We start from the raw sequence: 14,574 nt of genomic DNA, 5'->3' as shown, positions 1-14,574 counted from the left end.
CGGTTGTGAGGTTGCTGCGTTATAAGTTGTCCATCATTTCGGCACGCTCAATAGAGCCCATTTCGGCACGCTCAATGGAGCCATTTCGGCAAGCTATTAGATTAGCACTTTAATTTAAATACCTTAAATTCTATTATTGATTTTCAAGTATCTCTCGCACAGAATCAATTGATGATTGTTCTGCGGGAATTGATTTTCCTCCCCATACTTTTTTACCACCCCATAATTTTTCCTTTCGAAAAAATATATAATCCTCATCAAATTTTACTTCATCGAATTCTACAGGAATAACTTCTTTACCTCCTTGTATTACACCATACTTTTTATTTATGCGAGCCATAAGAAAATCTACATTATCATCATTCTGACTAATTAATTCATCATATTTTTCTTCAATTATGATTTCTGATAGGTCATATCCCCTTATTCCCCATTTACCATTTGTTTTGGTAATCCAGTAATCTTGGTTCGGATGTCTTCTTATATTTTCAAATATTCCTTTCACTATTATCCCCCCATAGTAATTCAGCACAAATAAGGAGTCTTCTTTATGCGCTATTCTGATTTGCTCTTCCTTTCCCCATTCCGGTGCGTAAATCTTGTCGTAACATGTTACTGTACCATACTGAGAATAGCACTGCATTTCTTTTCCTTCTACTACTGCGTTAGGAGCATTGATAATATCATCCAAATCAATAAGTTCATATATATTATTTGGTTTATCTTTTAAAATAGTATTGAACCATACTGTGTTTGAACTTAATGAACAAATCCCGTACAAGCCATCCTTTTTAGTCACCATAAATTCTTCATCAAGAAATTCGATTTCTTCAAATATTGGCTCTAAAACGCCACGATCTTCATTTCCTAAAGAATCTTTGTTGACTGTTTTATTAGAAAAAATTGAAAGGTTTCCCGACATGTTAAACAGTCCGTATTTCCCCTCCTTTTTGAGCACAATACTACCTTTATTCAATGATTTATAATCGTTATATATTAATTTGTCGTACTCTGGGTTTAGAATCATTTTCCATGTATTCATATTGATAATTCCCCATTTACTATTACTTTTCACGAGCAAGGGAGCATATTCATAGAAATATTCTTCAACGAGATTAGCATCAAAAATGTAGTCTTCAAAACTGATGTTTTCCATGATCTTGAATGGAAGTTGAATATCGTTTTCGTAATTGTAAAATAATATACTAACTAACACAAATTCGTTAGATCCTTTTTTAAAAGCTCTTACTGTTTTACTTATCATATCGGAATCTCCCTCAATTCCTTTGATTCGAGAGAAATTATATTCTGCAAGAATAACAGAATCCAAGTCTGAGACAAACAAACTAGCTTTGTCACCTTCTAAAACTTCCACCAAAGCATAATCAAAATAATTGATGGTATTGTATCCCGTATATTTAAATGAAGTGAATCTATCACCAAAACCTGAAAAGGCAAACATTCCATTATTCTTTGCTATTAGAAAAAGGTTCTCTTCTCCAAAAAAGGCATCTTCAATTGGATTTTCAATTAATCTTTTACCAGATGAATTGTATAAATAGTATTTTTCAACACCTTTTTGTCTCATTAAGTACATGTAAGTATTGTAATTTCCATCAACCACTTTTACTTCGTCAAAATATTCAATAGAATCTTTATTTGTGACGAGGTTATTATTCCCAGAAAAGAAGTGATATTGGTCATTATTTTTTACTAAATAAACATCTTTTGTGTCAGAAGATTGTGGATATATTTTTTGAAAGCTTTCTTTGAATATTTGCTTACCACTCGAGTCTACCAACATCATAACCTCTCCTTTTTTGACAATAAGTTTATCATAGTGATTAGTTTGTTTAATAAACGTCCCTGGAAATTTCTTAATTAATACACGGTAAGATAAGGTAGTGTTATCATAAGGTAAATTTCCATAGCCATCTTTTTCTTGGTGAACTGTGTTTAATAGAATTGTTTCTGTGAGATTAGCGTGAGTTAAACTGATTAATAGATTGTTATTGGGATTGTTGTAGTTGAATTCTTTATTGTTTTCAATAAGCGTAACCTTTTTTACGTTTGCTGCAATTGGCTTTCCGTTTTGTGAATAAATATCATATTCCTTATTTCTCTTTAAAACAAACCAGTTGTACTCTTTATCAAATTCAAAGCTTCCTTTACCTTGAGTTCTTACTAAAATGTTTCCATCCAAATCGTATAGAATGGCTTCTTGTTTATGATTGCTGATAAATCCAACATTATCAATTTTTTGAACGTTCACAACATCCTTTAAAATATAGTTATTAGCGTCAACATCATAAACACTCGTCTTATTTCCTTTCTTTATATAAATCTGGTGGTAATAATACTCATGCTTACCGGAGAATTTTTTTAATAAGTTTAAATCGTAATCATATATATTAATGTTTGTGGCAACTTGTTGCGTTTTTTTATTTAAATGCTCAATAGTGACAATGGAGTTCTTGCGAATATCGATGTATTCAAAAACATCTCTAAGAACAGTATCAGACTCTTTTCCTTCTTCAAATTTGATCAGTCCCCAAAACTGATTTTTAGAATTCCAATCAATGTAACCTTTATATTTTACCTCTTGTCCAAACGAAATAATACAAATAAAAATAAAGAATAATGAGCCTATGAATTTATGCATGCTAAGAATTTTAATTTAGGTCCTAAAATTATGCATATTTTATGGATTTAACATTCGCACATGCTTCTAATCAATAACTTGTGAAGTTTTTTTGTAGCAATATTATAAATCAATAGTTATGCGATTAGTACATTCGCTTAATAATTCCGTTGTCTTGAATCTCCCATATAAGCCATTGAAAATGCTTGAATTCCTTGGCTTTTCAAATAAGAATATGGTTATATTTGATGGGAAGGATTGGCTAGACACAGTACGTTTATCTAAATGTTTGTAGTAAACTATGATATTTCCCTAAATGTAAAAAAGACCTTAAAAACTCAAAAATTCCTATTTTGACTGCGAAAGAATTCTTAGCTCGAAAATAATAGCATTGGCAAATTAACTAAGTTTTTTTTTTGTAAAAGATAAACTCATACCAAGTATCCCAACTTCCTAGCTATTCAATCGGTTTTTAAACACCTTTCCACAAAAATAAACCTTATCCTTTCTCTTAAAATCAATAAATAATCTTCCTTCAAATCGAGTTTATTAAGCTTGTAAAAGTTATATTTGAGAGAAATAGGGGGGGGGGTGCGCAGACTCCTGTTGGGGACAAATACAAGAACCATTATCAAGAGTCCTGAAAGTTTTGAGCATTAACAAATAGAGGTAGCCTAGAAAATGGATTATTCAAAAACTTACCCTTACCTGAGCATAAATGAATATATGATATGAACAATTTCGCTGAAATATTTGAAATTACCGATAGCACCCCAACAAAGTCTTACAAAAAGGGTGAAATAATCCAGCATGCTGGCGATAAATCTATAAAGACTTTTTATGTTAAAGAAGGTCTCCTACGTGCTTACACGATTGATGAAAAAGGCAGGGAACACAATTTTATGTTTGCTTCAGAAGGTTGGATCATTACGGATGTCGAGTCCATCGAATTTAATGAACCAGCTTTGTTGTATATTGAGAGTATTGAGCCCTCTATTGTTGTACCTCTAGATCGCGAAGCGCTAATGGCTGATTATTTCAAGAAAATGGATTTTCAAGATGTAATTAAGCCGTTATTGAAAAGAGTGGCCGTGATGCAGCGTAGAATTATTTTAATGATGAGCGCTTCCGCAAAAGAACGTTATTTGCACTTTTTAGAAACATATCCACAACTGCCCAACCGTCTCCCTCAAAAAATGATAGCCTCCTATCTTGGCATCACCCCTGAGGCCCTCAGTAAAATTCGAGGTAACATGAGCAGAAATAAATAGCTTTTTTTGATTTCTTAATTTAGGTTAATGCACAGGCTTTAAAATGTCCCGACTTTTGTTGCATCAATTAATTTTAATAAAAACAAAGTCATGAAAACAATCAATTATTTATTTTTAGCAGGAGCATTAATTCTTTTTTCTGCCTTCACAATTGCGAGCACAATCAACTGGAAAGTTTCGGATAAACATTCCGTTAAATTTTCAGGAACTGAAGTTGAAGGTGTATTCAAAACCTTAGAAGGTGATGTAATCTTGGACCAAAATGATCTTTCAGCATCGAAATTATCTTTCACGATAGATGTAAATTCCATCAATACCGGAAATGGAATGAAAAACAAGCACGCAGTAAGTGACAAGTGGTTCGATGCAGAGAAGTATCCTACAATTACCTTTAACTCTTCTGAAGTATTTAAAGAGGAGAATCAAATGAAAGTAAAGGGGATAATGACAATTCACGGTGTTTCCAAAGAAATGACGATTCCTTTTTCGTTCAGTGATAACACCATCAAATCTAAATTCTCTGTGCAGCGTTTAGATTTTAAAGTAGGAACAATGAAAGGAATGTCGAAAAAAGTTTCTGACAAAATTTCGTTGGATGTAACAATTCCATTAACAAAATAGACCATGAAAAAGCATTTAATTCACGGAGGAGTTGCTGGAATCTTAGCATCTGTGGCAGGTATCATCTTTTTTAACATCTATTCGGAATTCTATTTCCTTGACTTCACTGCAGTCATAGATGAAGTTGCAATCGTATTTTCATCAATCATTGGAAGTGTGCTGATGGGTGTAGGATACATCATTCTCGATAAAGTTAAAAAGCCAAATCTTTACGGTGTGTTGAACATCCTCATTATGGTGCTTTCATTTTTGAGTATTGTACCTGTAATGGCAATGAGCCTCCCTTTAGAAGTTGAGTTTCCAGAAATGTTCCCAGGGCTGGTTATTCCAATGCACTTCTTCCCAGCGATGGCATTCTTCGGATTAGCTCCATTCTTCCAAAAAGCAAAAGAAGCTTATGATTAGAATAGATTCAATTATAGTTTTACATCTGTTTATACGCGGTCTGAATATACGTTTTAGGTCGCGTTTTTTTATATCTCAATAGTTGTATAATCAATGATGATTTTTCAACAAAATCTTAAAATTAACCTTACTTATTCTTTCGAAATGAAGAATTAATTTTCGTATAAATCGAGTTTGTTCAACTTGTAAAAGTTATATTTGAGTGGAATTTGTACACAGAATCTTTATAGCCAATTTAATTAAGATAACCGATCATGAAGCAAATCTACTTACTATTCACCGTTTTACTTTTTAGTTGTAATACACCGGATAATCAATTAAAAGTCGACAAGTCAACTGAACATAAAAGTGATAAAATAAAAGTATTAAACTTTGGAACATTTCACTTTGGGTATACTCCTGACGCTAACAAAACAGAATTCGATGAACATAGTAAAGAATCACAAAAAGAAATCCGAGAGATTTCTAAAATGTTAGCTCAATTTAAACCTACAATTATTTGTATCGAGAACTTGCCCAAATATAACGATGAGATTAATAAAGCGTATCAAGATTTCTTAGAAAACCCTGATGAACTGAATACAAATTATGGAGAAAGTAGTATGATCGGCTTTGAGGTTGGAAGATTAAATAATGTAAAGAAAATATATGGAATAGACAATCATATGGGTTATAATTATAGTGTTGGGGATTTTATTGAAAACAGTCCAGATCTTGAAAACGCTATTGATTCCAAGACCTATTTACAACTTACAAACGAGCCATTTAAAGAATTTCCTGAACTTGCTAAAAGAGAAGCGAAATATGAAACACTCTCTTTACTTGAAAAATTAAAATTAATAAATGAGCCCAATCATCTTGATTACTCAATAAACACTAATGCTGATAAATTACTCTATGTAGGAATAAATGATGGATTTGAAGGCGCGGATAATGCAGCGATCTTTTACCACAGAAATATGAAAATATTTTCCAATTTGAACAGAATTCCTATGACAAAAGACGACAGGGTATTTATACTCATGGGGACTGCTCATACTGCCTTTTTAAGAGAGTTTATGAAAAGAAGTCCAAAATTTGAGATGGTCAACACCTTAGAATATTTAAAATAGAATATAAGTCCAGTTCAAAACAGGTTCCATTTGTAAAAGCTAAACTCATACCAAGCGTTTTAACTTCCCAGCTGTTTAAACGGTTTTAAAACACCGTTCGTTTTAGCAAAATTTCATTTATTCTTTTGAAAATGAGGTGTAATATTTCTTCAAATCGAGTTTGTTCAATTTGTTTAAGTTATATTTGAGTGTTAAGTTCAAGTTTATTTCTTTATAATAAATGAATTAATCACATCCATGAGACTATTATTATTCATACCTCTTTTTTTCTTGTTTATGAGTTGTTCAGGTAAGTACGATAAATATAAAAAAACACCAGAGTACATTTCAAAAGCATCTAATTCAAAGGAGGCTTACTATAATGCATACAACGAAACATTAAAGCTATGGAGTTCGTCTTTTGAAGAATTATACATTCCAACTACGTACGGAATTGCTCACGTAATTGTAAGTGGTCCAAAAAAAGCAGATCCAGTTGTTTTACTTCATGGTATGAATGCCAGTTCAACGATGTGGTATCCTAATATTGAGTCGCTAAGCGAAGATCATCGCGTATTTGCAATTGACTTTATTTTAGAGCCTGGAAAATCTCATTTAAATCATGATATTGAAAGTATTGAAGAAGTTAATGATTGGTATGAAGATGTTATTTTGGCTTTGGAGTTAGAAAACTATCACTTAATTGGCGCTTCTAAAGGTGGATGGTTGGCCACTAAACTAGCCTTGAATAATAAAAAAAATATAAAAAGCCTGATATTATTAAGTCCTGCTCAAACCTTCACTTGGATTAAACCGAGTAAGGATTTATTTAAAAATATTGCCATGATATTTTCATCCGAGGAAAAACGAATTGAGCAAAATTTAGAGAGTATGTCTAGCAATTCAGATTTAATTAGCGATACCTACATTAAACAATATAAATTGGGATTAGAAATAGCTCCCAAAAACAAATTCATGTCGAGTATGCGACCGTTCTCTAATGAAGAATTAATGTCTCTAAAAATGCCTGTTTTAGTTTTAATTGGTGATGAAGATATGCTGAATAATGAAAGTACGATTGAAAAGGCCATCGAACTATCTCATGGTAAAGGCGAAATTATTCAAAACGCAGGACATTTTTTATCTATTGATCAATCTGAAACTGTGAATGAAAAAATGGTGACTTTTTTAAAGGGTGATAATTGATCTAAATAATCATTACGCAAATAAAAAACACCTTTCTGGCACTTTAAGATTTCGTACATTTACATCAAAAATAGCAATTTGAGAACCTATTTAATTTTAATTGTGTTATTGCTTCTTGTTGTGCCTCGTCAAGTGGAAGCGCAAGAACAAAACGAATCAGATGCATTAGTCTATAAACCTAGAATCGTAGCAATTCCTATCTTGTTTTACGGTCCAGAGACGCGATTAGGGTTTGGAGGTGCTGGATTCTTTAGTTTTAAGACCAATCCTAATGACACCATTTTACGACCTTCTCAAATTAATGTTGGTGCTGCTTACACCCTCGAAAAACAAGTGCTTACTTATGCATCTTACGATTTGTGGTTGTTGGAAAATAAGCTCGTTTTTAATGGTGAATTTGGTTATTACCGCTACTTCTACAATTTTTATGGAATAGGAAATACGCCAAGAAATGTCGAACAATATTCTGTCAATTATCCCCGCATCCGTTTCAAAGGATACTACGAATTGTTTTCTTCTTTTTATGCTGGTATTCATTACACTTTTGACGATTTTGACATTGTGAAAAGGGCAGAAGGAGGACAGTTGATTCAAAATACGATTACAGGAAGTCAAGGAGGGATCATTAGTGGATTAGGCTTGGGAATTAAATACGATACCAGAAATCATAATTTCTATCCTACAACGGGATACTCTATCCGTGCGAGCTACGAACGATTTGGCAATTGGGTAGGAAGTGACTTCACTTATGACCTCACCACAATCGATGTTATTCGCTATTTTGATTTGAAAAAAGACAGAGTTATTGCTGCAAATGTTTATGGACGATTCATCTATGGAGATGCTCCTTTTTATCACCTTTCAAGTATAGGTGGAAACAGTCAAATGCGTGGCTACTATGATGGCTACTGGATGGATAAACAAAAAATAGGATGGCAAGCAGAGTATAGAACACCCGTTTATGGTCGACTTGGAATGGTCGCTTTTGCGGGAAATGCTATTGTTGCAGATCAATTGGATCACATGCAATGGAAGTATATTCGTACTACCGCAGGATTAGGGTTGAGAATTAAAATAGATGAAGAAAGAAAAATCAATGCCCGACTAGACTTCGGTGTTTCGAGTGATTTAACTACCGGTTTTTACTTTACAATCGGAGAGGCGTTTTAGGTTTTTCGCTATAAGCTATAAGTAGTAGGCTTTAGGCTTAATTCCTACAGCATCAGAAATAAGTCACATATCCAAAATGCACCTTTCCATTCCTAAACTCAATCGGATTGTCAAATTGCTTCCCTAAGGCATAAGAAATAGAGAAAATTCCCAAGTTGGTTCCAAAACTGAAACCAGCACCAAATCCAAAGGGTTGGTCATTAACATAATCATTTGAGTTGTTTTCATAAAAAGATTGATCAAAAAAGGCAAATGCATGTGATTTCCGATCGACTAAAAAACGGTATTCGGCCGTGAAAGTTGTGAGGGTCGTTGCCAATAGAACTTCCTCATTAAATCCACGTTGAGTGTTCAGTCCACCAAATCGATAAACTTCATTCTGGTAGATTTCTGGTGCGTAGTAGCTTTGCGTATTGTTGGCCAATCGGATAACATGGCGCTGGGCAATTGGGAAAAAGACCTCTAAATTTAAATTCGCCCTAAATGTCGTTGAAATTGTCGTGCTGTCTTCTTGAGTAGGTCTACTTTTCCTTCTTCCCGCAGAGGCATCTACAGACATTCGAAGTCCTTTGGAAGGATTAGGCAGATAATCAACGCTATTTCGGTATAAACCTAGTCCGTAGCTATTATTGGAAGCTGAAGATAAGTTACTGTTGGGAATTGAAGAAGCACCCGATAGTAAGTTGGAGTTGTTGGCCTCATAAAAGACCTTAATGTAGCTTCCGCCAGTTAAGAAATAGCGAATTCCGAGGTTGACATTTGTACTTAAGAAAGTACTGTCTAACTTATAAAGGTCGAAGTTCGTTTCTATTCCGAAAGGGGTGTTGAATAAGAATGGATAACTAAAGGATAAATCGAGTTCTTGTGTTTGTGGTTGAAGACTTTTCCAGTTAATATCCAATTCTTCTCCTCGTTTTAAAATATTCAAGAGTTTTAATCTAATATCACCCGTAACGACAGTTTTTTCAGTAACAGGATCAGGTTGAATTCCAACAACACCGTTGATTAAACTTACCGGAACACTCTCCAAGTATAAATACAATTGTGCACCTTTTTGGGTAAATAATATTTCATACGGTCGAATCTCTTTGATGAACTGAATTTGTTCAATTTTATTAGAGATGTTTTTCAATAACTCAGCATTATAGTCATCTCCTTCTGAAATTGAAATCGCATTTTCGATATAGCGATCATCGACTTTAGATTTTCCTTTGATAAATATTTCTGTGAATTTTACTTCAGGACCTTTTTCAATGTGAAGTTGAGCAACAGAAATTTCTGGTGAAATGTGTTCTACCTCAAGGTAAACTTTCGAAAATGGATAACCGTTGTTGTTCAAATGGTCACTTAGTCCATTCAAAAGATCTTCAACTAATTCAGGTTCAAAAGGAAGTTTGGCGATCATACGCTCATTCATTCTTGGTACCTTACTGATGAGGTAAGCATCTTCATCTTTATGTGCAATCTTTATTTTTTCAAATTTACTTCCACGATAGTAATGGATCACAGCAGTGTTTTCTTCAAAATGAACAGAATCAATAGAAGCCAATACATATCCTTTTCGAATATGCTTGCTTCTTGTTTTTTTAAGATATTCAAAAACTTCTTCTTTACTGTCTAGGTAAATTTCTTTTTTCGGTTGAAAAGGAGAGGCTTCTTGCGAATTAAATGACAAATAATAAGATTTCTGTCCCCATGATGGAAAGGAAATTAAAACTCCTAGTATGAATAGTATTCTTATCATTCGACAGTTGTTAACGTACTTATTAACGCTTTATTCTTTACAAGTTTATGAAATCAAACCTAAGAATATTCTTTAAGTTGTTCTTTTCTCTCTATATTTACAAATAATATGAATAAAATAAATTTACAAGCTATGAAAAAATTGATTCCCTTGGCTTTCGTTGGTCTGTTTATCGTTTCAATCGCTTCTTCATGTGGCTCTTCTAAAGCCAAATGTGATGCATACAGTGATGTTGAAACACAAACAGAGCAAAATGACTTAGCTCAGCACTAAAAAGAGCGATTTGTCCGATTGCTATCGGATTTAAGATATTAAATAGGTGTAATTAATTTTGCACCTATTTTTCTTTGCGCAATAATTCAATGTCTTCCATCAAAATATCAATCTCTTCACTGCTTGTTCCATCGTAATATCCTCTGATCCTTAATTCTTGGTCTACTAATACAAAATTGTTGGTATGAATAAAATCAGATCCGGCGTCACCCAAGTTTTTAGCTTCAGCGGGCTTAAGTACAAAAAATGAATTTCTTGCTAGTTTATAAAGATTTTCCTTTGATCCAGTTAAAAAGTGCCATTGACCATCTTCCGCATTGTGCTTTTCTGCATAAGCCTTCATTGCTTCTACAGTATCTACCTCCGGATTAACAGTGAAACTCAAAATTTTCACATCTTCTTCTCCTCTAAATCGGTCTTGAACACGCATCATCTCTTCAGTCATGATAGGACAGATTGTTAAACAAGTGGTGAAAAAATACTCTGCTACAAACACTTTTCCTTTCACATCTTTCAGTTGAATATCCTTTCCATTCTGATTTTTAAAAGAGAAATCTTTGATTCTATGTCCAATTCCTAAGTCAACCATCTCCGGGTCAACCATTTCTGAATTTACATCACGCGGTTGAATAACTGGAAGTTGTTTTTGCTCCATGGATGACTTTGTCATGTAATAAGCTGTGAAAATCCCGATAACTAAAATGATAAACGTAAGAAGAACGCGCATAATCCCTGTTTTTTCTTACAAAAATATTGATTTTTCTATCCTTTAATAGCTATTTAACGTTTTATTTAGGATGTATATGTCTTCATTATTATGAAGGTAATTTAAAGCGTGGAGAACGTAATTTTAATCCATAAAAAAAGGTCAAAGCGTTTAAACTTTGACCTTCGTATTTATTTTTTTTGAATTGCTTATTTCAGTGTAAATGTATCTTTTCCGATCAATGCTCCGTCAGCAAATATCTTTACAACATAATTTCCGCTTGCAACTTCTCTTCCTTCAAGATTGTATACGATCGTCATATCTATTAACTGACCTTGATAGTTGATTTCTCGTTTTCCAGTGTATAAAATTTCACTACCTGCAATTTGAGTAACATCACTTGGTCGTTTGAAGATTACTTGACCATTTGGATCTGTAATCTGCATGTAGATGGTCTTGTTTCCAGTTCGTGCAATTTTATTCTCTCCAATGGTGAAGGTACTCGATAGGATTTCTGTTCTAGAAGCTCTGTTTACATCTTTTGTACTTCCTCCAAAAGTTTGGTAACGCAATCCTTCACTCTTGAAGTTAAAGGCATTCAATTTTGCACCTTTAGTTAATAATTCAGCGTTTTGATCATTTTGTTTTCTTAAAGAGTCACGTTCTGATTGTGTTAAATTTAACTCTGAACTTGTCTTGTCTAATCGCGTAGATAAATCAATGTTTAATGTGTTCAATGAATCAATTGTGATTAAGTATCGGTTCATGATTTCACGTAATCTTTCGTTACGTTTTTTCAATTGTCCAATCTCATAATAACTGCGGTTTTTCGTATCTTTTAATTGTTCTAATAACATGTTGATACTGTCTTTTTGCGCTTGTAAACTATCTGATTTAGAAGCATCCTTTTCAATCAATTTATCATATGTCGATAACATTTGTTGAAAGTCATTCTTCAAATCCATTGTAGCACCATCAATGTAACCTGATAAGGCTTCGTTCATCGATTTCATTTCTTTTTCAAGCTGTGCATTTGCCGTTTGACAGTTTTTATATGATTTTGATTCCTTAGAATACATCCATCCAAGAACACCTGTTGCCAATAAAGCAATTATAGTGATCAAGATCCATACTCCTGAGTTCGATTTGTTTGGTGCGTTTGTTTCGTTTGTTTCTTCAGACATTTTACTTGATTTAATAATTGATTTTTACAAAATATGAAATAATAATATAACTTTCAAGAGTTTATGATTTATTAAGAACCGAATTCCATGAGGTAGGCCTTCAAGAACTCGTTTAAATCTCCGTCCATTACGGCATCTACATTTCCTGTTTCATGACCTGTTCTTACATCCTTAATCAGTTTGTAAGGGTGCATTACATAATTTCTGATTTGAGAGCCCCATTCAATATTCTTCTTTTCAGATTCGATTTCTTGACGTTTTTCCATTCTTTTACGCAGCTCAAGCTCGTACAATTGCGATTTTAATAATTGCATTGCCTTTTCCTTGTTGCCAAGTTGAGATCTTGATTCAGAATTTTCGATGACAATTCCTGAAGGTTCGTGCCTCAATCGAACTGCTGTTTCTACCTTATTTACATTCTGACCACCTTTACCTCCTGAACGGAAAGTCTCAAATGTGATGTCTGCCGGATTGATATTAATTTCTATCGAATCATCTACTAATGGATAAACATAAACGGAAGCAAATGAAGTGTGTCGTTTCGCATTAGAATCGAAAGGTGAAATCCTCACCAATCTGTGAACACCATTTTCACCTTTTAAATAACCAAAAGCAAAATCTCCATCAAACTCAATAGTTACTGTTTTGATTCCAGCAACATCACCTTCCTGATAATTGAGTTCTTTTAATTTGTATCCGTTTTTCTCCCCCCACATTAAATACATACGCAATAACATGTTGGCCCAATCACAACTTTCTGTTCCTCCAGCACCAGCCGTAATTTGTAAAACAGCATTCAAGTTGTCTTCTTCTCCAGAAAGCATGTTTTTGAGTTCCAAATTTTCTAAATCACCAATGATTTTTTCGTACAATTCATTGATTTCTGATTCAGAACCTGCACCGTCATTGAAGAATTCTATCAAAACTTCTAAGTCCTCAGTTCCTTGAGTTAAGGATTCCGTAGATTCAACCCAGAATTTTAGTTGACGATTTTTCTTCAATAAAATTTCCGCTTTTTTAGGATCATCCCAAAAAGTTGGATCTTGAGCTGCTAATTCATTTTCATGAATTGCTCTTTTTTTCTCATCGATCGACAAGTAGGTGAACAAGTTTTCGATTCGTTCTTTAAGGTCTTTTATTTGGTCGCTATTTACCATGATCACAAAAGTAAAATTTTGGAAGTATTTTAGGTCTATTTTATACAATTTTAGCAGCTTAAACTGATGTTTATACCCTGTATTTCTTCAAAAATTGAAAAAATAACGAAATTTTGAGCTGTATATATAACCGAAATAAAAGCGGAATTTATCCAAATAAAGCAATGTAAAAAGTCATCATAAGTTGAAGTGAGTCATGGTTATGAGGCAATTCAGAATAGTGATGTGCTTAAATAGTAGGGGCTTAATTCTGCTTCAATAAATGAAACGCAATATTTTCAAGAAAACTAAAGTATTTTCACATAAAAATTTTACTTTTGAATCCAAAATTGAGAAACTATGAACATTCCTGAAAATTTAAAATATACAAAAGACCACGAATGGTGTTTAATTGAAGATGATGTTGTAACAATTGGTGTTACAGATTTCGCTCAAAGTGAGCTAGGTGACATCGTTTTTGTTGAAGTAGAGACTGAAGGGGAAGAGCTTGACCGTGAGGAAGTTTTTGGATCTGTTGAGGCAGTAAAAACTGTTTCGGATTTATTTATGCCAGTTGCTGGAGAAGTAATTCAATTCAACGAAGAATTAGAGTCTAATCCGGAGCTTGTAAATTCTGATCCTTATGGTGAAGGTTGGATGATTAAAGTCAAAGTTTCAGACAAGGATGGTTTGGATGACTTATTGAGTAGTGCAGACTATAAAGAATTGATTGGAAAGTAAGTCGTGTTACGATTTATACTTCCTAGCTTAATTTGGACGGCTTTAGTCATAACATTAAGCGTCGTTCCTAGCTCAAGCGTTAGTATAGACGAAGTGCAGTTTAGGAATGTTGATAAGGTTGCCCACTTTATTATGTACTCTTTGATGAGTCTATTTTGGGTGATTGGACTTAAAAGACAAAATATTTACATCGGTGTTCGGAGACGAGCTTTTCATATCACCGTGATTGGAACAATGCTTTTGAGTTTTGCTATCGAATTAATTCAAGAAGAATTTCTTCCTACAAGAGGTTTTGAAGTTTTAGATTTGATTGCTAATGGAATAGGTTGTATTTTTGGGATACTGATTTTCAAAATTATCTATTATAATTCCTACAAATAAGTTT

General features: G+C 33.4%; 14 protein-coding genes. 9 read left to right on the top strand and 5 right to left on the bottom strand.

What is annotated here, in order from left to right; genetic code table 11:
* Window positions 1-133: 133 nt before the first annotated feature.
* Window positions 134-2,662, bottom strand: coding sequence for a WG repeat-containing protein (locus DXU93_RS09000; protein ID WP_116880954.1), 2,529 nt, complete (start codon window positions 2,660-2,662; stop codon window positions 134-136).
* Window positions 2,663-3,372: 710 nt separating this feature from the next.
* Between DXU93_RS09000 and DXU93_RS08995 the strand changes: the two genes are divergently transcribed.
* The 6 genes from DXU93_RS08995 (at window position 3,373) to DXU93_RS08970 (ending at window position 8,405) form a co-directional block, all read left to right on the top strand.
* The gene (locus DXU93_RS08995; protein ID WP_116880953.1) at window positions 3,373-3,912 is read left to right on the top strand and encodes a Crp/Fnr family transcriptional regulator; all 540 of its coding nucleotides are present in this window, start codon (window positions 3,373-3,375) and stop codon (window positions 3,910-3,912) included.
* A gap of 90 nt (window positions 3,913-4,002) precedes the next feature.
* Window positions 4,003-4,533: a YceI family protein gene (locus DXU93_RS08990; RefSeq protein ID WP_116880952.1), complete on the top strand. Its 531-nt coding sequence runs from the start codon at window positions 4,003-4,005 to the stop codon at window positions 4,531-4,533.
* A 3-nt stretch (window positions 4,534-4,536) separates the two neighbouring features.
* Window positions 4,537-4,938 (top strand): hypothetical protein, encoded by a 402-nt coding sequence (locus DXU93_RS08985; RefSeq protein WP_116880951.1) that lies wholly within the window; start codon window positions 4,537-4,539, stop codon window positions 4,936-4,938.
* Between the two features lie 254 nt (window positions 4,939-5,192).
* Complete coding sequence (locus DXU93_RS08980; protein WP_240623445.1) at window positions 5,193-6,050, top strand: DUF5694 domain-containing protein; 858 nt, start codon at window positions 5,193-5,195, stop codon at window positions 6,048-6,050.
* Window positions 6,051-6,287: 237 nt separating this feature from the next.
* Window positions 6,288-7,235, top strand: coding sequence for an alpha/beta fold hydrolase (locus DXU93_RS08975; RefSeq protein ID WP_116880950.1), 948 nt, complete (start codon window positions 6,288-6,290; stop codon window positions 7,233-7,235).
* A gap of 78 nt (window positions 7,236-7,313) precedes the next feature.
* Window positions 7,314-8,405: a BamA/TamA family outer membrane protein gene (locus DXU93_RS08970; protein WP_165851373.1), complete on the top strand. Its 1,092-nt coding sequence runs from the start codon at window positions 7,314-7,316 to the stop codon at window positions 8,403-8,405.
* Between the two features lie 52 nt (window positions 8,406-8,457).
* Here DXU93_RS08970 and DXU93_RS08965 read toward each other — a convergent pair whose 3' ends face one another.
* On the bottom strand, window positions 8,458-10,149 hold the full coding sequence (locus DXU93_RS08965; protein ID WP_123776097.1) for a BamA/TamA family outer membrane protein: 1,692 nt from the start codon (window positions 10,147-10,149) through the stop codon (window positions 8,458-8,460).
* A gap of 132 nt (window positions 10,150-10,281) precedes the next feature.
* On the opposite strand from DXU93_RS08965, the gene DXU93_RS15040 reads away from it, so the two are divergent.
* Window positions 10,282-10,422: a hypothetical protein gene (locus DXU93_RS15040; protein WP_165851372.1), complete on the top strand. Its 141-nt coding sequence runs from the start codon at window positions 10,282-10,284 to the stop codon at window positions 10,420-10,422.
* A gap of 64 nt (window positions 10,423-10,486) precedes the next feature.
* Here the strand turns inward: DXU93_RS15040 and DXU93_RS08960 are convergent, their stop codons facing one another.
* From DXU93_RS08960 to prfB, 3 genes are all read right to left on the bottom strand, one after another.
* Window positions 10,487-11,149, bottom strand: a complete 663-nt coding sequence (locus DXU93_RS08960; RefSeq protein WP_116880947.1) for an SCO family protein — start codon at window positions 11,147-11,149, stop codon at window positions 10,487-10,489.
* Window positions 11,150-11,337: 188 nt separating this feature from the next.
* The gene (locus DXU93_RS08955; protein WP_116880946.1) at window positions 11,338-12,312 is read right to left on the bottom strand and encodes a hypothetical protein; all 975 of its coding nucleotides are present in this window, start codon (window positions 12,310-12,312) and stop codon (window positions 11,338-11,340) included.
* A gap of 71 nt (window positions 12,313-12,383) precedes the next feature.
* Complete coding sequence (gene prfB / locus DXU93_RS08950) at window positions 12,384-13,469, bottom strand: peptide chain release factor 2 (protein WP_116880945.1); 1,086 nt, start codon at window positions 13,467-13,469, stop codon at window positions 12,384-12,386.
* A gap of 339 nt (window positions 13,470-13,808) precedes the next feature.
* On the opposite strand from prfB, the gene gcvH reads away from it, so the two are divergent.
* On the top strand, window positions 13,809-14,189 hold the full coding sequence (gene gcvH, locus DXU93_RS08945; protein ID WP_116880944.1) for a glycine cleavage system protein GcvH: 381 nt from the start codon (window positions 13,809-13,811) through the stop codon (window positions 14,187-14,189).
* Window positions 14,190-14,192: 3 nt separating this feature from the next.
* The gene (locus DXU93_RS15195; protein ID WP_123776096.1) at window positions 14,193-14,570 is read left to right on the top strand and encodes a VanZ family protein; all 378 of its coding nucleotides are present in this window, start codon (window positions 14,193-14,195) and stop codon (window positions 14,568-14,570) included.
* Window positions 14,571-14,574: the final 4 nt, after the last annotated feature.

The organism is Brumimicrobium aurantiacum (assembly GCF_003402975.1).
In the GTDB taxonomy this organism is placed as follows: domain Bacteria; phylum Bacteroidota; class Bacteroidia; order Flavobacteriales_D; family Crocinitomicaceae; genus Brumimicrobium; species Brumimicrobium aurantiacum.
This window is presented reverse-complemented; position numbering and strand designations above follow the sequence as displayed.